The organism is Dethiothermospora halolimnae, from assembly GCF_037577855.1.
GTDB lineage: Bacteria > Bacillota > Clostridia > Tissierellales > VENL01 > Dethiothermospora > Dethiothermospora halolimnae.
Window position 1 is genome coordinate 15,420 of sequence record NZ_JBAKFX010000045.1, and the last position, 17,170, is coordinate 32,589.

Sequence of the window (17,170 nt, forward strand, 5' to 3'; positions counted from 1 at the left end):
AAATATAGAACATATAATAAAAGAAAGATTAATATTAAAAGTAAGGAACTGAATTTCCAAATCAATCTAAGTTTTCAGGGGGGATAAAATGTATAAAAATATTGTTAATTTATTAAGATGTCCACATTGTAAAGGTAAGTTAGAACTTGAAAGTACTAAAGTGGATGAAGAAGAAGTGTTGGAAGGAAAATTGAGCTGTGATAAAGGGTATGATTGGATTATAAGAGATGGTATAATCGATTTTAATTCCAAAGAGCAAGAGGAATTTAATAATTGGTCTGAAAGCTATGAAAAGATGGATTATGAAGAATTAGATAGAAGGATAACTGAAAAAACACCGGATAATGAAATTGACTTAAGGGAAAAAACTATTAAATATATTATAGATAGTATTAAAGAAAATAAACCTAATACCATACTAGATATAGCAACGGGTAGAGGAATGTTATTAACAAAGCTAGTAGAAAAAATAGATAGTAATATAGATATAATATGTGTAGACTTGAGTTTTGAAGTATTAAAATATGATAGGATTAAAGCTAAAAATATAAATCCCGATATGAAAGTAAATTACATAGCCTGTGATGCCACTAACTTACCTTTTATGGATAGTTCAATAGATATGGCAGTATCATTGTCTGGAATTGCTAATATGATGGAACTTATACAACAGGGGATAACTGAGGCTAGAAGAGTCTTAAAAGAAAACAAATATTTATTAAATACAAATATTATAATAAAAAATGTTAATAAAGTCTATGAAATAGTTAAAGCCATTAAAGAAAAAAATGGGGTGGATATAAATATTAAAGATTCCCATTTAACCTATAAAGATGTGAAGAATGGTCATGAAAAAGTTAATTTTTCAAATGTAAAGATAATAAATATAGGTGAGAGCATAGGAGAAAAAAATGAGCTTGATTTAATCCCCATTGAGGGAGAATGGTTTGCCAGTGTAGTAGCTAAGTGCAGAAAGTAAATTAAAGGACAAGCAAGGGACAGTTAATTATAAATTATTGATTGTTAAAATTAAAGTTTCAATAATATGAAAATCCTATTTAGCTTTTAACAGCTAAATAGGATTTTTTACTGTTTTATTTAGATATATCATAAATTGAAGTAAATTACCTAATAATATATAATATTTTTAGTAACTAAATTAATAAAACAAAGGAGGAGCTCATTTGAACAAGAATTTAGTAGGACTTATTATATCTTTTGTATTTGTTTTTATAATAATTATTATAGGAGAGATATTAAATAAATTTGGAAAGTCCCATAAAGAGTTTAGTAGAAAATTTGTACATATAGGGGTATCTAATTGGTGGATTATTGCTATGCTAACTATAGATAGTATCTATTATGCTATAATACCACCAATTATTTTTATATTATTAAACTATATGTCATATAAAAAAGACTATATAAGTAGTATAGAAAGGAATAACAAAGAATCTTTAGGGACTGTATATTACCCTATATCTCTGTTGATTTTGGTTTTACTATTTTGGGAAAGAAATATCTACATAGGAGCTGTGGGAATTCTTATAATGGGATATGGAGATGGATTAGCTGCACTAATAGGTATTAAATATGGGCTTAATGAATTTAAAGTTGGCAATAATACTAAATCTATTATAGGGACTACTACCATGTTTATGGTATCATTTGTAGTAACAGCTATTGGATTGATTATTGTTATTGGATTTAGTAGAAATGTACTGATTATTTCCATCATCACAGCATTTATTGCTACTATATTTGAACTGGTGACACCCTATGGTCTTGATAATATAACTGTGCCATTAATAAGTAGTTTATTTTTATATTTATTATTATCAATTGATAATAATATGATTATTTATGGATATAGATTTGTTGTTGGGATAGTATTTAGTGGAATTATAGGATTGTTGGCATATAAAAAGAAATCTTTAACTAAAAGTGGTATGATAGGAGCTATTATTTTAGGGACTGGAATATATCTAACCACTGGATTTTATGGAGCTTCAACTATGATTTTATTTTTCATATCATCTTCAGGACTAAGTCATTATAAAAAGAGTAATAAAGAAGTAGTTGCTAAGCAGTTTGACAAAACAGGAAATAGGGATATAACCCAAGTATTTGCAAATGGAGGTGTTGGATTAGTATATGGGATATTGTATATGATTTCAGATAATCCCATATATTTAATTTTATTTACAATAGCCTTTGCTGCAGCTAATGCTGATACATGGTCCACCGAGATAGGAGTGTTAGACAATAGAAACCCCATACATCTGAGGAACTTTAAGAGGGTACCTAAGGGGACGTCGGGGGCGGTAAGTTTTTTAGGGACATTTGCGGGATTTATGGGATCCCTATTAATAGGTATATATTCTGCATTATATATAAATTTTATTCTAGATATTAGGGTAGAGGTAATATATATATTGCTCATATCAATATTTGGGCTTATGGGTTCAATGATAGATTCAGCCTTAGGAGCATTTATACAGGGAATATATGTGGATAAAGAAAATAAAGAGACAGAGAAGAAATATATTAATGGCAAAAATACAAAATTAAAAAGGGGAGTTAAATATATAAACAACGACATTGTAAATATAATCAGTATAATAATAGCTACCTTACTATCACTATTTATATTAATATAGAAAATAAAATGTTTAAGTTTGTATATTACGGGAATATATAAATAACAACAATGGTGAAGGTATAATTGTTACAAAAAAGACAATATACTTGTTATTTCACTGTTATAATGTTATAATTAGGTGTGTGTAGTTAAAAAATATACACGATATAAGCGAGGAGGAATTATTAATGAAGTATAAGAAACTATTATTAGCATTAACTTTAAGTGCAGGACTATTAGTAGGTTGTGGTGCTGACGAGGAGCCAGAAGCAAAGGATACTAATGCCGATGTTGTAACAACTGCTTCTATCGTTAACGAAAAAGATGCTTTTACAGAAGCAATAAGTAAAGATGGTACTTGGATCATCGCTACATTAAATGATTTAACATTTGATGAAGAGCTTGTTGTAGAAGGGGAATTTAGAAATAAAGGTGATGAAAGTAAAGAGTTATATCGTAAGATAGCTCCTTATGCCCAAGATGAAGAGCATAATATAACAGAAAGATATACAATAACTGCACCTAAATTAACTATCAAAAGTCCAAACACTAAATTCCAAGGTGGTACTTTTGTAGGAGATATCTATGTTGAATCTAATGGATTTGTTCTTAGTGATGCTAAAGTAGAAGGAAATGTTTACTTTGCTAAAGATGAGTACAAAGAATCATTTAAATTAGAAAAAGAAGCTACTGTAACTGGGGAAACAGAAGTAAAATAGTAAATTAATTGTTGCTTAAGTTTTTAGTAGTTTGAATATATGAAAAAAGACCAACTAATTGATATACAGTCAGTTGGTCTTTTTTCATGTTTAGGATATATAGGTCTTGAATATATGCAGGACAACTTTATGACATATAGTACAGTATAATAATAAAATTATTTTAAAAGTACAGTCTTTGGTATAATAGATCTTCTAGAATAAGACCTAAGGGATTCAATGTATTGAATCCCTACACATATTTATGGACTCACTACATACGTGTTCTCTGTACCTTACACTCTGAACTGAACAAAGAAGTGCCAGAGGTGTATTTGTTAATATTTACTAAGCTAAAATTAAATAGTATATTAAAGGGCCTCTATTAATACTTTCATTTTTCCTCCACAGACCATACCTTCTTTTTCTGCCATGTCAGCAGTCATATCAACCTCTTCTATAGCATAGCCTTTTTCTAGTATTATATCTCTAGCATTGGTTATTATACTAGCTTCACTACATCCTCCCCCAATACTACCTAAGGTTCTTCCATCTAACCAAACAATCATCTTGGCTCCCGCTTTTCTAGGGACTGAACCCTTTGAAGAAATGATAGTAACAAGTGCCTTAGGAACATCATCTTCTTTATATAGGTTATTAATAATGTCAGGTTCAAATTCTGGCCAATTAACTTTTTTGATAGTTTTATCAGAAGTTTTATTTATTCTACGGTAACTAATAACCTCTCCTATTATTGAAATAGCTATTTCTTCAGGAGTAACCGCACCTATATCTAGACCAATAGGAGCATTAACTTGGTCTAACTGATCATCGGTATAACCATCATTTAAAAGTTTATCCTTTATGCCTTTAACCCTACGTTTAGATCCAATCATACCTATGTATGCAGGACTATATTTAAGGGTATTTCTAAGGCAAACTTCATCATGTCTATGTCCTCTAGTAACAATTATTATAAAATCTGAATCCCTAATATTAAATTGATTGAAACTATTTTCAAAGCTATCACAAATAACATCATTTGCATTGGGGAAACGACCCAAGTTAGCAAAGGAAGGTCTATCATCAACAACAGTAGTGGAAAAACCTACTTTAGTACCAAAGTTAACTAGAGGTTTAGCAATATGTCCACCTCCAAATATAATTAACCGGGGCTTTGGAAAATAAGGTTCTATTAAAATCATGCTATTGTCTTTTGTTTTATAAATATTAGTTTTACCTGTAACTAAAGCATTATTAATTTTCATATTAAGTTCATCTTCATAAGAAGATCGTATATCATATCTAGTCATAAGTTCTTTTTTTATAATGGAACCTTTTTTATCATTTTCACATTTTAAATGAGTTAACAATACAGTTTTTTTACCTTCCGTTAACTTGTTCATTAGATTATCATAGGTATTTTTAAACAAATCTACTCACCTTCCAGTTTATATTAAATTTATTAATAAGCTAAATATTTTTATAAGTTTATTATATTCTAAGTATAGGTACTTTACAAATTTAACAAACATAGGACAAATTAGAATAGAATTTGCGTAAGATGTTATTAAAATCTGTAAAAATGGGTATTCTTATAGGAATAGAAATAATATTTAAAATAAAGGTGGGATCAGATGGAAGTGCCAATTTTAGAGGTGAAAGGGTTAACAAAAAAGATAAGAGGGAATCCTATTATAAAAGGTTTAGATTTCACTGTAGAATCTGGGAAGGTTTTTGGATTTCTAGGACCAAATGGAGCAGGAAAGACTACTACCTTAAGAATGATTGTAGGATTAATTCGTCCCACATCTGGAGATGTAAAAATATGTGGAAGTTCAATATTAAAGAACTATGTGAAGGCTATGTCCAATGTGGGGTGTATTATTGAAAATCCAGAAATGTATGATTATATGTCGGGACTTGATAACCTTTTATTTTTAGCTGCCATGGAAAAGGGGATTACGAAAAGAAGGATTAAAGAAGTTGTAGATTTAGTAGGATTAAAAAATCGGATAAAGGATAAAGTAAGTACTTACTCTTTAGGGATGAAACAGAGATTAGGTATTGCCCAGGCCCTTTTGAAAAAGCCAAAGTTATTAATACTAGATGAACCCACCAATGGGTTAGACCCTTCAGGGATTAATGAGTTTAGAAAGCTTATTAAAAAACTAGCCTATGAAGAAGGGATGACTGTATTTGTTTCAAGTCATCTTTTATCAGAGATAGAAATGATGTGTGACCAGGTAGTTATTATTCAAAAAGGACTTATTGTAAAGAAAGCAAATGTAAGGGATTTATTAAGTGAGAAGTCTGTAACTTGGGAAATTGAAGATGTGGACAAAGGGCTAAAAATACTTAAAGAAAAATGGGATATAGAGTCCATTATAGTAGAGGGAAATAGGATAAATACATATATAGATGATGATCTTATAAAGGATATAAATAGGACCTTTTTTAAGGAGAATGTGGGGGTAAAATATGTATATAATCAACAAAAATCATTAGAAGAATTATTTCTTGAAATTACAGAGGGGGATGAAATTGCTTAAATTAGTGGAAAATGAAGTGATGAAGGTTATTTTAAAAAAGAGATTGTATGTTATTATGGCTATTTTAATTGTATTTATTTCCCTTTTCGCCTACGGAGAGCAGTACACATTGAATAAAAGGAAAGACGAAGTGGGAAAAAGATTTGGTATTGAGAATGTAGATAACTGGAGAAGTATTACGGAGCAACAACTTATAGATTTAGAAGAAAGACTTGATAATCCTTACATTCCAGAGGAAGGAAAGGCTTCTATAAAGGTAAGGGCAGAACAGCTTAAGTTTTATCTTGATAATAATGTAAATCCAATTAACTCCAGTTCAGGACGCTTTATGACACGATTTGTTGAGCAATCTATATTTTTATTTATTCCCCTTCTGATTATCTTATTAGCTGGAGATATTGTATCTGGGGAATCAAACAAGGGAACTATAAAAATGTTACTTACAAGACCAGTTCCAAGGTGGAAAATCCTTTTAAGTAAACTTTTTGCCTTGACAATACTTGAAATGATAATAATTTTATTAATAGGTCTTATATCATTTATAGTATCTATGGTTCTTTTTAGATATGGAGGATTTAACGAGCCAGTCATCACAGGGTTTAAAATTGTAGGGAACCAATTAAATACTTCTGCAGTAAGGAATGTTCCTCAATGGCAGTATATGGTTATGGTATATTCTATTGGGTACTTTGTATCCTTTGTAATTGGATGTATTTCCTTAATGGTGTCGGTTGTTGTGAGAAGTACTTCGGCTTCTATTGGAATAATGATGTCAACATTAGTTGGGGGTAGTTTTTTAAGCTTTTTTATAGGAGACTGGAAATTTACACGATATATCTTTACAGTAAATCTAAATTTAACTGATTTTTTATCAGGTTCAATGCAACAGGTTGAAGGCCTTAGCATGACCTTTTCTACAATTGTGCTATTGGGATGGGCACTGGTTTCTGTAGCTGTAGCCTTTTTAGTATTTACAAAAAAAGATATATTAGCTTAAGGAGTGGTAATTATGTCTAAGAAAATTGTTTGGTATTCCATTGTTCTTTTATTTGTATTAGGTTTTGGAGTTTTTGCTGGGGGTTTTTATAAAGCCTTTGAAGTAGGAGCAAAGGAAGTGGAGGATATACCTATAGCAAAGGAGAAAAGTGATAAAGAGAAAGAGGTTATAAAGGAAAATATTAAATTAGATGAAAAAGATATAGAATTTTTTGTCCTAGGTGATTCCCTTGCTAGAGGAACTGGAGATAAAAGTAAAAAAGGGTTTGTAGGTAATCTAGTTGAGCTTTTAAGGAGTACAATCAATGGAGATATAAATTTAAATAATGTAGCAGTGGAAGGAATGAAGTCTGCAGAATTAGCAAAACAACTAAGGGATAATAAGATAAAGGAAGGAATAAAAAAAGCGGATATAATCTTTATATCTATAGGTGGAAATGACTTAAGGGGAATACAAAGAGTAGAGTTAGGTAAGCGAGATGAGGCCTATAAAGAAATTTCTAATGAGTATATGGAAAACCTAGAAAAAATTATGGGTTCTATAAGAAAATTAAACTCAAATAGTGTTGTACTATTTTTAGGACTATATAATTTAGATTATAATAATGAAGAAATATTAAATACAGAAAAGTTAATGGAGTGGAACTTTAAGACTCAAAAGCTTATAGAGCAGGATAAAAGGGCAATATATGTACCTTCATATGATCTATTTAAATTAAATTTTGAAAGATTTATTTCCCCCGATGGATTACATCCCAATGGCTTAGGCTATAAGGCCATCGGGGAAAGAATGACTGATGTAATAAAACCTCTTTTTATAAATAAGGAAATAGTAGAATGATATCTACATTATTTGGCATAAAAATATTTAATTAATATAAAAGGAGTTTAATTATTTTATGTGGAAATAGACTAGTATGTAATAGAATCAATGATGAATATTATGGAGGGATATAAAATGGCAAATATAAAGTATGAGATAATAGAAGAGTTAGGAAAAATCTCACAGTCACCAAAGGGATGGACTAAGGAGTTAAATTTAATTAGTTGGAATACCAGGAAACCGAAGTATGATTTGAGAGATTGGGCACCTGAACATGAAAAAATGGGAAAGGGTATTACATTTACTAAAGAGGAATTAAAGGAACTTAGAGATATATTAAATGATATGGAACTATAGAGGATTAATTGGACAAGCTAGGGACAGTTCATTAAAAAATATTATATATATTATTTTAAACTTAAAAAACATATTAAAAAGGGGAATATAGTTAACTATATTCCCCCTACTGGTTATGTATAATCTTTATTAAAATCCTATTTTTTTAAAACTTCCCTTGTCTATTTGTATTTCCATATCAATACTTGCTTTATCATGTCCAACCACTTTCATACGATTTAGGCCCTTTTTTATTGGTAAAGTCAAAGACTTTTCCTTTTTTTCTGAAGAGCTGTTTGTAATTTCAATAAGGTTTACAATTGTATCATCAGGTGAAATCAAAACAAGTTTTGCCTTTCCCTTTTGCACTGAAAATTTATATGGAACTTCTAAGTTAATATCATCATCACTTTGGTATTTCCATATGGTTCCCATGCCACTTAATTTAAAAGTTCCTTTATATTTTCCTTGCTCAATAGTTTCACTATCTTCGTCTAAAGAAAAAGTATCATATTTAGCTGATATTTCATTTTCGTCAGAATAAACCTTGCCTGTTTCATCATTACATCCTATAACTAATGTAATTACCACAATTAATATAACAATAGATACTATTTTTTTTCTAGATTTCATTTTTAGCTCCTCTCATAATTGATAGTCTTATTTATTTAATGGACAAGTTATATTTGGTTCTATTATAACATAAATCATATGTAGACAAGGAGATATATTAAGAGGAAAAAAGATAAAATACTTAAAAACAGAATATAAAATTTAAAACATAAGTATAACACTTTATAATGAACTGTCTCGTAGTATCAAAAATACTTAGTCTAATTTTAGATATTAAAAAGATAAAGGAAAATGTATTATATATATAGAAATTAATAATTGATCTAAAATATATTATATGAAAGAGGAAGGATAAAATGATTAATGATTTTATTATAAAAACTATTGAGTTTTTAAAGAGATCTGATGTTAGATTTCATTTACCTGAGCATAGGGAAGTAGAACTATCAAATAATACACAAACAGTTAATATCACCTGTGAAGAATCATTTAATAAAAATAGGTTAAATGACAACTTAATAATCCATTCTATAATTTTCTTCTCTTTGTTTGACGCATATATCGATAGTGAAAATCAACAGTATGAAGGGTTATCATTTAGAAGGAAGTATGATAAGTTACCTTGTACAACAGATTATGATATTATATTGAAAGAATTATACAGAATATTAAAGGTTTTAAGGAATACTACAGTACATTCTAAAAGCCATATTAGTTTTAATGGCAAAGAAATATTAATTAACTATAAATTTAAGGGAACAAATTTTAAGCTATTAATTAGCAAATTAGGTCTAGAACTTATATATTCGGCCATATTATTGGTTATTGATAACAGGTATTTAGAATTGTACAAAGCTGGTTTATTGAGGGAATATTATAATGAAATTTTATTGAATATAAAGGACTTAAAGGATGATATAGGACATAACAATTTTAAATATATATCAGATGGTATAAGACTAAAAAGGCATGTTAGATATAGGGTTATAAATCCAGACTTTAGCATAGATTACGATAAAGAGATTTTGTATATAAATAAGTATAAATATGAGTGTTCAAGTTATTCTGCTGACTATCTAATCGAGTATAATGAAGGGAAATATATAATCCCTGAAGAGATTTTAAACGATAATAGGGTCTTAATTAAGGAGATATCAGGATATAAAATTATAGATATATATAATATGCAATAGGAGGATATAAAAAGATGGATGATATATTTGTCTGTAAAAATTCAGAAGAATTTATACCAGGGTTAAAGTTAAATAGAGGCTTTTATTTTGATGTTATAAAACCATTAATAGATAAAAAATTTCCAAATCTTAACTATGCTGCAGCTCTTATAGGCCACTGCTCAGATGTTTTAGGATTTGATGACTACAAATCCACGGATCATGTTTGGGGTCCAAGGTTACAAATATTTTTACAGAAAAAGGATTTTCAAAGTTATCATAATAAATTAGATGAATTATTTAAATACAATCTACCCTTTAAATATAAAGGCTTTCCCACTAACTACAAGGCTGTAGAAGGATGGTTTAATAATGCTTATATGCAATTTACAAAGAAATATCCTATTAATCATTTTATAGAAATTGTAACTGTTAAATCTTTTTTTAATAGAGACATATCCTTTGATATAGACTCTAGAATTTCCTTTTCTGATTGGATGTCCTATCCCATCCAAAATTTATTGGAATTAACCAGTGGAGAGGTTTTTTATGATGGTATAGGGGAGTTAACGAAGGCAAGGAAGAAACTTAAATTCTACCCAAGGGATATTATACTTTTAAAGATCTTCTTTTTATGGACATCTATTAATGAAGAACAGGCCTTTGTAGGAAGATGTATTGAAAATCGAGATATGGCAGGGGCTATGATAATCATAAGTAGGATATTAAATAAGTTTATGAAGTTATGTTTTTATTATGAAAAGAAATACTATCCATATAGTAAATGGTTTGGACTTGCTTTTAAGAAACTAGATATATCAAATAGAGTGGAAGACTTAATTGAAAAAGTAGTATCTGGGGATATAAAGAATAAGGTGAGTTATCTTAATGATTTCTACATTGAAATAGTTAAGTTACATAATTCTGTCAACATAACTGAACCTGTGAAGTCTAAAATAATAGATTATTATAATAGGGGTTATAAAGGGTTTGATTCAGAAAGGGTAATAGAAAAGATAAGGTATAGGATTGATTGGGACAAAATTAAGAATCTTGAATTACTATCAAGGGTTGAGTTATTTGATGATTCCTATTATGGAGTTAGCTATGAAATAAACAGAAGTATTATAGAATAGGAACTTAGTTTATATATATAATTCTAGAAAATAATTTAAATTATTTTCTAGAATTTTTTTAGAGTTAATAATTTGTTAATATTTTAATAAGTAGTTATTAATCTTTAATGTATAGAATGTAATTAGAAATAAGTTAATACACCTAGGGGATAGAGGTAAAGGAGGCATCATTAATATTTTAAATTAAGGGAGAGATGATTATGTTTAAAAGAATAAAGAGAAAAATCTATATAGGAATTTTTTTATTATTAATTTTAGTTTTGACAGCATGTGATACGCCTGGGGCTAATTCTAACATAGATGAGGGAAAGTCTAATATAGTAGATAATATAACTAATCAACAGTGGCTAGAAGATATAGACTATTTACAAAAAGAATTACCTAAAAAGCATAAAAATATATATCATACTTTAAAAAAAGAAGATTTTAATAAAGAAATTTCTGATTTAAAAAATAGGATTTCAGAACTTGAGGGTTATGAGATAAAATATGAATTATCTAAAATCATAGCAAATATAGGTGATGCCCATACTTTCCTAGATCCTGGCTTCACCCAAAATGAAAAGTTATATCCACTAATAACAGCATGGTATGGCGGTGAACTAAGGGTAATTGGAACCCATAAAAAATATAAAAATTTTATAGGTAAGGAATTAATAGGCATAAATAATATACCTATTGAAGATATAATGAAAAAAAGTAAACTTACTAATCTCCCATGAAAATGAACAATGGCTTAAGGTGGAAAATGTTGATTACATATTAAGACCTAATGTTTTAAAGTTTTTAAATATCACATCTGACGATACAATAAAAGTTAGTTTACGTAATGATAGTGATAAAGTAGAAAAGGTAGAAATAGAACCAGAAAAACTGTCTAATAAAAATATGGTGACAATAAAAGAAATGTTGCCTGAAAATCCCAGCTGGCCACAACAGAATGGAAAAAATAAATATCCAGATTACTACTGGTATAGATTTATGCTAGAAGATAAGATATTATATTTTCAATATAATAAATGCAAAGATAGAAATATAGTTAAAGATATGGGGAAAATGGGGAAAAAGGTATATGGAGATTATAGGTTATTGCCTGATTTTAATAAGTTTTCTGAAGGATTAATAGGGGAAATTAACAATAAGGATATAGAAAAATTCATAATAGATTTAAGATACAATAGAGGAGGAGTATCCACTTTAATGACCTCATTGGCTGATAAACTAAATAAGATAGAAAGGATAAAAGGAAAAACATTTGTTATAACAGGAAAAGAAACTTATTCCTCTGGAGTTATGGCATGCTTGGATTTACAAAGGGAGCTGAATCCGGTTTTTTATGGTGAACCCACTGGCGGTAATGTTAATGGATATGGGAACCGAAGAATGTTACAGTTACCCAACTCTAAACTAGAAATTTGGTATTCAACAAAGTACTTTCAGTTCTCCCCAAACTATTCTAAAAACTTTATTCCCGATGTCATTATTAAGCCATCATTTGAGAATTTTATGAAAGGGATAGATGATGTATATGAGGCAATAAAAGAAGTAGAAATAACTAAGAATTAGTATTTTCAAGTGTTTTAGAGGATTATGAAACTATAGGAGATAAAAAGGATAATATTATTAGTTGAAAAAACATATAACGTTTTACTGCATATCAAAGGATTTATAGAAATAATTGTAAAATATATTATAAAAAGACATTTTAGGAAGGTAGATGATATATAGTAAATAATAAAACAATTCTTATAGTTGATGATGAGAAAGAGATAGGACAATTAATAAGGGATTACCTAAAAGGGGAAGGCTTTCAAGTAATATTAGCTTTTGATGGGGAGGAAGGATTAAAGGCTTATAGGAAGTATGATCCTATATTAGCAATATTAGATATTATGTTGCCTAAGTTAGATGGTATAGAAATATGTAAGATAATAAGAAATGAGTCTACAATACCAATATTGATGCTTAGTGCGAAAAAAAGTGAAACGGATAAGATATTGGGAGTGGGATTTGGCGCCGATAATTATATTACAAAACCTTTTAGTCCCAGTGAAGTTGTTGCAAGAATTAAAGCTCAGTTAAGAAGATATACTAAGTTGTCATCCCCTAAGGATAATAGAAACATATTAAAGTTTGAAAAGTTAGAAATAGATGTTAAGGCATATAATGTATATCTCGACGGGAAAGAAATAGACCTTGCAGCTAAAGAGTTTGAAATATTAACATATCTTTCAACTAATATAAATCAAGTTTTTACTAGAGAGCAAATATTCAATCACGTATGGGGATATAGGGAATATGGAGATATAAACACAGTTACTGTACATATAAGAAGGATAAGAGAAAAACTAGAAAAAGATCCTAAAAAGCCTAAGTACATAAAAACTGTATGGGGAGTAGGGTATAAATTTGATGGAGGAGAGTAATGAAATTAGGCATAAGATTTAAACTATCTATAGCATTTATACTTGTAATTATAGTACCTATAGTTTTTATAGTAGCAGGATTTCTTTTTACAGTTACGATAATAGCAAATAGCGATAATGATATAAAAACTGGAGCAATATGTAGAGATATTAAAACTAGGGTTGAAGATAATTACTCATTAATAGATGACTATAATAGCCTTTATAGAAAATTAGAGAAGCCTATAAAACAGTATGGGCTTTATATTAAAGTATTAGATTATAATGGTAAAATATTATTTAATTCAGAGGTTGCAAAGGAAATTTTGAGAGAAAAAGAAATGGATGATAAAAATAAATCATTTTTATCAAGTTTAAAACTATATGAATATGAAGGTTTATTAAAGGTACAGGGAAATGAGGTAGGAAGGATTTTAATACGGGCAGATTCTTCTACATACCCTTTTAATATTGGTTTAAAAATGATTATTGGTTTTGTGATAATTATAACAGTAGCTTTTTTGTCTCTAATAACTCTAATAATAACATTCACACGGAATATATCTAAGAGTATATTAAAACCTCTAAAGGAACTTGATGTTGCAACTTCAAACATAGCTAATGGAAACTTGGATTTCAAAATAAACTATTATAAAGGAGACGAATTAGGGAGATTTTGTAGAGCCTTTGACACAATGAGAAAAAAACTTAAAGAATCTTTGGAAAAGCAGGTTCAAGATGAAAAATTAAAAAAAGAATTAATTGCCAGTATATCCCATGATTTAAGAACGCCTATTTCATCTATAAAGGGATATGTAGAGGGGTTACAGGATGGAGTCCCAAAAGATAAAGAAATGTTTGATAGATATTTATTTGTTATTAAAAGCAAGTCTGATTATCTTGACCATCTTATAGATGATTTGTTTCAATTTTCTCAAATGGAATTAGACAAAATGAATATGGATATAAAGGAGTATAATAGTCAAGATCTAATAGAAGATATACTTCAAAATTATAAACTAGAATTTAAAAATAGTGACATAGATTTTGAAATAGAATATCCCTTACCATCGATACCAGTAAAAGTAGATAAATATAGAATAAGTCAAGTCATTGACAATCTTATAGGGAATGCCACAGAGTACATTAAAAATTCTGGAAAAATAAAAGCAGGCTCAGTTATTATGGATGATTATCTTAAGGTCTATATAAAGGATAATGGGGAAGGTATATTAGAAGAGGACTTACCAATGATATTTGAACGTTTCTACAGAGGAGAAAAGTCTAGATCAAGGGACTATGGAGGAGCTGGACTGGGTCTTTCAATATGTAAGTATATTGTAGATAGACATAAAGGGAATATATGGGTGGATAGTAAAAAAGGAAAAGGAAGTACATTTTACTTTACTATACCTATTGAACAAGATAATAAAACCAAATAAATACCCCTTAAGCTAATAATTATTGAATAAAAAAATAGCTTAAGGGGTATTTATTTAATGTGTCTAATATAAAAAGATATTAGAAAATTATATTAAATAAAGATTTACGAGTAGTAATATTACTAAAATTAGGAAAGGGAGGGTTAAATTAAATGTTAAGAAAAATAGATCATAAAGAAATGGGAAAAAAAGATTTTGGTTGGCTTAAGGCCACATATCACTTTTCCTTTGGAGATTATTATAATCCAGACAATATAAATTTTGGTGTATTAAGGGTCTTGAATGATGACGTAATTAAAGGAAATACAGGATTTGATACCCATCCCCATAAGGATATGGAAATCATAACGTATGTAATAGAGGGCCAATTGACCCATGAGGATAGCATGGGAAACAAAGGGAAAATTGGTCGTGGACAGGTTCAATATATGAGTGCTGGAACAGGGGTATATCATAGTGAACATAACTTGGAGGATGAAGCCATAAGGTCACTACAAATATGGATTACTCCAGATAGAAAGGGACATGAACCAAATTATGGGGACTATAAATTTGATTGGGAGAAAAGGAAGAATACTTGGCTTAATATAGTTTCATCTAAAACCGGTGAAGCACCTATAAAAATAAACCAAGACGCTAATTTTTATGTATTAGAATTAGATGAGGAAAAAGAAATAGATTTTGTGGTAAATAGTAATAGGCAGGCATATTTAGTCCAAATAGAAGGTTCATCTCAAATCAACAGTGTAAAATTAAACGAGAGGGATGCTTTGGAGATAATAGAAGAAGATATTATAATAAAGGCTGAGGAAACTTCTCATTTTATTATAATTGAGATGGAAAAATCATAATAGGACTTGGATTTTTAATAAATTTAAGGGAAGCTTAAGCTTCCCTTAATATTATTAAAAATTAATCTCTATATCTTCCCCATAGGGCCCTTGTCCATCAAATGTATTTTTATAGGAACACATCCAAGCTGGAATGAAACTACTTTTATATGCCACTGCTTGAGATGCTATATTAGAGGAAGCAGCACAATAGTACGGAACTATTCCTTTTTTCATAATTTTTATGGCTAAATTACTAACTAAGCTTGTAGCTAGCCCTTTATATCTAAACTCTGGTAATACGTCAATACCTATCTGCCACATTAAGTCACTATCAGCGGAAGCTCCTGCCATTGCTACGATTTTATTATTATACATAGCATACATAACAATTACATCGGGGCAAGGGTGGTTTACATCATATTGGATTGCATTTTCAAAACCTGGAACTTTATATAGCCCATGTATTTCCTTACCTTCTTTTATGTGACAGGTAAAATCTTCGGGGAGTGACAACTCTTTTAGACTATTACAATCTGGGATATAGTATAAGGAATGTCCAAATAAAAAGGGAGCTACAAAGATATCCTCCCTAGTTCTATTTTCTAGTAATGCCCTTACCTTTTCTAAAATGTTACTATCAGCTGAAATAATTGTACTTTTTCCCATTGTTACAACTTCAAGAAAAGGAGATTGTCTAACAAAAGGTCTTCTGCCTTCATTTGACTTTGCCTCACAAAACACTATTCCATCTTTAGTGAAGTCTTCTATGTTACAGTTCATATCTATCGCTAACTGGTTTCTTATGATTTCTAACATTTTTTGTTTATTAATACTCATAATATCCCCCTTATATCCAGCTATATTTACTAGTATGGTAATTATAACATTTAATCCTATATAATGTATACATTGAAAGTAAATTAGCCCTATTATATTTTGATTTGCTAGGTTTACAGCAACATAGATTGTTTATAAGTAAGTTTACTTGAGACGAGATTACAGATATCATATTAAAAATGATATAATGTTTGTAGGTCGAGAATATAATGGGACTTAATATGAAAATTAATCTATTGACAATAGATTAATTTTCATCAATAAATAAGAAGAGGTGAAGTCATGGAAGGAACCAAACGAAAAAATATAAAAAAGGGTATAAAAGTTAAAGTGGTACAAAAACAAGACCAGCGTTCAGGAAAACTAACAGAAGGAATAGTAGAAAAGATTCTAACAAATTCACCTAATCACCATCATGGAATTAAGGTAATGCTTGAAGATGGTACTGTAGGAAGAGTAAAAGAAATATTAAAGTAATAAACCTAACTAAAACCTAACTTTAGTTAGGTTTATTTTTTTATGAAATATTATATAGTATAGTCATAAGTTGATAATTTAATTATTTAGCTTTTAAAAAGTTAAAAATGTACATTTATTTAGGTAATGTAAAAAGTTCTATGAAAAACTAATGTTATGGATAATACTGGGATAAACCAGTGGAATTATACTAAGTCCACCGTAGCCGCCCTTGACAAACAGTAATCAAATGATATTTAAAATATAACG

General features: G+C 29.1%; 18 protein-coding genes. 15 read left to right on the forward strand and 3 right to left on the reverse strand.

Going from position 1 to position 17,170, the window contains the following annotated elements; all coding sequences use genetic code 11:
• Window positions 1-88: 88 nt before the first annotated feature.
• From V6137_RS15445 to V6137_RS15455, 3 genes are all read left to right on the forward strand, one after another.
• Window positions 89-979, forward strand: coding sequence for a class I SAM-dependent methyltransferase (locus V6137_RS15445; RefSeq protein ID WP_425448853.1), 891 nt, complete (start codon window positions 89-91; stop codon window positions 977-979).
• A 205-nt stretch (window positions 980-1,184) separates the two neighbouring features.
• Entirely contained in the window at window positions 1,185-2,660 is a 1,476-nt protein-coding gene (locus V6137_RS15450; RefSeq protein ID WP_425448854.1) for a DUF92 domain-containing protein, read from the forward strand.
• Window positions 2,661-2,829: 169 nt separating this feature from the next.
• Window positions 2,830-3,360: a hypothetical protein gene (locus tag V6137_RS15455; RefSeq protein ID WP_425448855.1), complete on the forward strand. Its 531-nt coding sequence runs from the start codon at window positions 2,830-2,832 to the stop codon at window positions 3,358-3,360.
• Window positions 3,361-3,710: 350 nt separating this feature from the next.
• On the opposite strand, the gene V6137_RS15460 is transcribed toward V6137_RS15455, so the two are convergent.
• Entirely contained in the window at window positions 3,711-4,772 is a 1,062-nt protein-coding gene (locus V6137_RS15460; RefSeq protein ID WP_425448856.1) for an XdhC family protein, read from the reverse strand.
• Between the two features lie 204 nt (window positions 4,773-4,976).
• Here V6137_RS15460 and V6137_RS15465 point away from each other — a divergent pair, with 204 nt between their 5' ends.
• The 4 genes from V6137_RS15465 to V6137_RS15480 all read left to right on the forward strand — a co-directional run bounded on the left by V6137_RS15465 (window position 4,977) and on the right by V6137_RS15480 (window position 8,067).
• A complete protein-coding gene (locus V6137_RS15465) occupies window positions 4,977-5,891 on the forward strand; it encodes an ABC transporter ATP-binding protein (RefSeq protein WP_425448857.1) in 915 nt (304 codons plus the stop codon).
• Window positions 5,884-6,888 (forward strand): ABC transporter permease subunit, encoded by a 1,005-nt coding sequence (locus V6137_RS15470; protein ID WP_425448858.1) that lies wholly within the window; start codon window positions 5,884-5,886, stop codon window positions 6,886-6,888. Before V6137_RS15465 ends, V6137_RS15470 begins: the two co-directional genes overlap by 8 nt.
• A 12-nt stretch (window positions 6,889-6,900) precedes the next feature.
• Window positions 6,901-7,728, forward strand: a complete 828-nt coding sequence (locus tag V6137_RS15475) for a GDSL-type esterase/lipase family protein (protein ID WP_425448859.1) — start codon at window positions 6,901-6,903, stop codon at window positions 7,726-7,728.
• Window positions 7,729-7,845: 117 nt separating this feature from the next.
• A complete protein-coding gene (locus V6137_RS15480; RefSeq protein WP_425448860.1) occupies window positions 7,846-8,067 on the forward strand; it encodes a YdbC family protein in 222 nt (73 codons plus the stop codon).
• A 129-nt stretch (window positions 8,068-8,196) separates the two neighbouring features.
• On the opposite strand, the gene V6137_RS15485 is transcribed toward V6137_RS15480, so the two are convergent.
• Window positions 8,197-8,679: a hypothetical protein gene (locus V6137_RS15485; RefSeq protein WP_425448861.1), complete on the reverse strand. Its 483-nt coding sequence runs from the start codon at window positions 8,677-8,679 to the stop codon at window positions 8,197-8,199.
• Window positions 8,680-8,975: 296 nt separating this feature from the next.
• Here V6137_RS15485 and V6137_RS15490 point away from each other — a divergent pair, with 296 nt between their 5' ends.
• The 7 genes from V6137_RS15490 to V6137_RS15520 all read left to right on the forward strand — a co-directional run bounded on the left by V6137_RS15490 (window position 8,976) and on the right by V6137_RS15520 (window position 15,625).
• Window positions 8,976-9,812, forward strand: coding sequence for a hypothetical protein (locus tag V6137_RS15490; RefSeq protein ID WP_425448862.1), 837 nt, complete (start codon window positions 8,976-8,978; stop codon window positions 9,810-9,812).
• 14 nt (window positions 9,813-9,826) lie between these two features.
• Window positions 9,827-10,927: a DUF4037 domain-containing protein gene (locus V6137_RS15495; RefSeq protein ID WP_425448863.1), complete on the forward strand. Its 1,101-nt coding sequence runs from the start codon at window positions 9,827-9,829 to the stop codon at window positions 10,925-10,927.
• A gap of 200 nt (window positions 10,928-11,127) precedes the next feature.
• Window positions 11,128-11,649 (forward strand): hypothetical protein, encoded by a 522-nt coding sequence (locus V6137_RS15500; protein WP_425448864.1) that lies wholly within the window; start codon window positions 11,128-11,130, stop codon window positions 11,647-11,649.
• A gap of 19 nt (window positions 11,650-11,668) precedes the next feature.
• A complete protein-coding gene (locus V6137_RS15505) occupies window positions 11,669-12,493 on the forward strand; it encodes a S41 family peptidase (protein ID WP_425448865.1) in 825 nt (274 codons plus the stop codon).
• Between the two features lie 158 nt (window positions 12,494-12,651).
• Window positions 12,652-13,353: a response regulator transcription factor gene (locus tag V6137_RS15510; RefSeq protein ID WP_425448870.1), complete on the forward strand. Its 702-nt coding sequence runs from the start codon at window positions 12,652-12,654 to the stop codon at window positions 13,351-13,353.
• Window positions 13,353-14,774 carry a sensor histidine kinase gene (locus tag V6137_RS15515; protein WP_425448866.1) on the forward strand — a complete coding sequence of 474 codons (1,422 nt, stop codon included), beginning with the start codon at window positions 13,353-13,355 and terminating at the stop codon, window positions 14,772-14,774. The genes V6137_RS15510 and V6137_RS15515 overlap by 1 nt, the downstream gene beginning before the upstream one ends.
• A 152-nt stretch (window positions 14,775-14,926) precedes the next feature.
• A complete protein-coding gene (locus V6137_RS15520) occupies window positions 14,927-15,625 on the forward strand; it encodes a pirin family protein (protein WP_425448867.1) in 699 nt (232 codons plus the stop codon).
• Window positions 15,626-15,679: 54 nt separating this feature from the next.
• Here V6137_RS15520 and V6137_RS15525 read toward each other — a convergent pair whose 3' ends face one another.
• Window positions 15,680-16,444 carry a GNAT family N-acetyltransferase gene (locus V6137_RS15525; RefSeq protein ID WP_425448868.1) on the reverse strand — a complete coding sequence of 255 codons (765 nt, stop codon included), beginning with the start codon at window positions 16,442-16,444 and terminating at the stop codon, window positions 15,680-15,682.
• Between the two features lie 282 nt (window positions 16,445-16,726).
• Between V6137_RS15525 and V6137_RS15530 the strand changes: the two genes are divergently transcribed.
• The gene (locus V6137_RS15530) at window positions 16,727-16,921 is read left to right on the forward strand and encodes a YwbE family protein (RefSeq protein ID WP_425448869.1); all 195 of its coding nucleotides are present in this window, start codon (window positions 16,727-16,729) and stop codon (window positions 16,919-16,921) included.
• The last annotated feature ends 249 nt before the right edge of the window (window positions 16,922-17,170 follow it).

Coding starts and splice junctions, on each gene's coding strand:
- V6137_RS15515 (WP_425448866.1), top strand. CDS start 13,353: ATGAAATTAGGCATAAGATTTAAACTATCTATAGCATTTATACTTGTA.
- V6137_RS15500 (WP_425448864.1), top strand. CDS start 11,128: ATGTTTAAAAGAATAAAGAGAAAAATCTATATAGGAATTTTTTTATTA.
- V6137_RS15445 (WP_425448853.1), top strand. CDS start 89: ATGTATAAAAATATTGTTAATTTATTAAGATGTCCACATTGTAAAGGT.
- V6137_RS15490 (WP_425448862.1), top strand. CDS start 8,976: ATGATTAATGATTTTATTATAAAAACTATTGAGTTTTTAAAGAGATCT.
- V6137_RS15485 (WP_425448861.1), bottom strand. CDS start 8,679: ATGAAATCTAGAAAAAAAATAGTATCTATTGTTATATTAATTGTGGTA.
- V6137_RS15475 (WP_425448859.1), top strand. CDS start 6,901: ATGTCTAAGAAAATTGTTTGGTATTCCATTGTTCTTTTATTTGTATTA.
- V6137_RS15525 (WP_425448868.1), bottom strand. CDS start 16,444: ATGAGTATTAATAAACAAAAAATGTTAGAAATCATAAGAAACCAGTTA.
- V6137_RS15465 (WP_425448857.1), top strand. CDS start 4,977: ATGGAAGTGCCAATTTTAGAGGTGAAAGGGTTAACAAAAAAGATAAGA.
- V6137_RS15530 (WP_425448869.1), top strand. CDS start 16,727: ATGGAAGGAACCAAACGAAAAAATATAAAAAAGGGTATAAAAGTTAAA.
- V6137_RS15480 (WP_425448860.1), top strand. CDS start 7,846: ATGGCAAATATAAAGTATGAGATAATAGAAGAGTTAGGAAAAATCTCA.
- V6137_RS15520 (WP_425448867.1), top strand. CDS start 14,927: ATGTTAAGAAAAATAGATCATAAAGAAATGGGAAAAAAAGATTTTGGT.
- V6137_RS15455 (WP_425448855.1), top strand. CDS start 2,830: ATGAAGTATAAGAAACTATTATTAGCATTAACTTTAAGTGCAGGACTA.
- V6137_RS15495 (WP_425448863.1), top strand. CDS start 9,827: ATGGATGATATATTTGTCTGTAAAAATTCAGAAGAATTTATACCAGGG.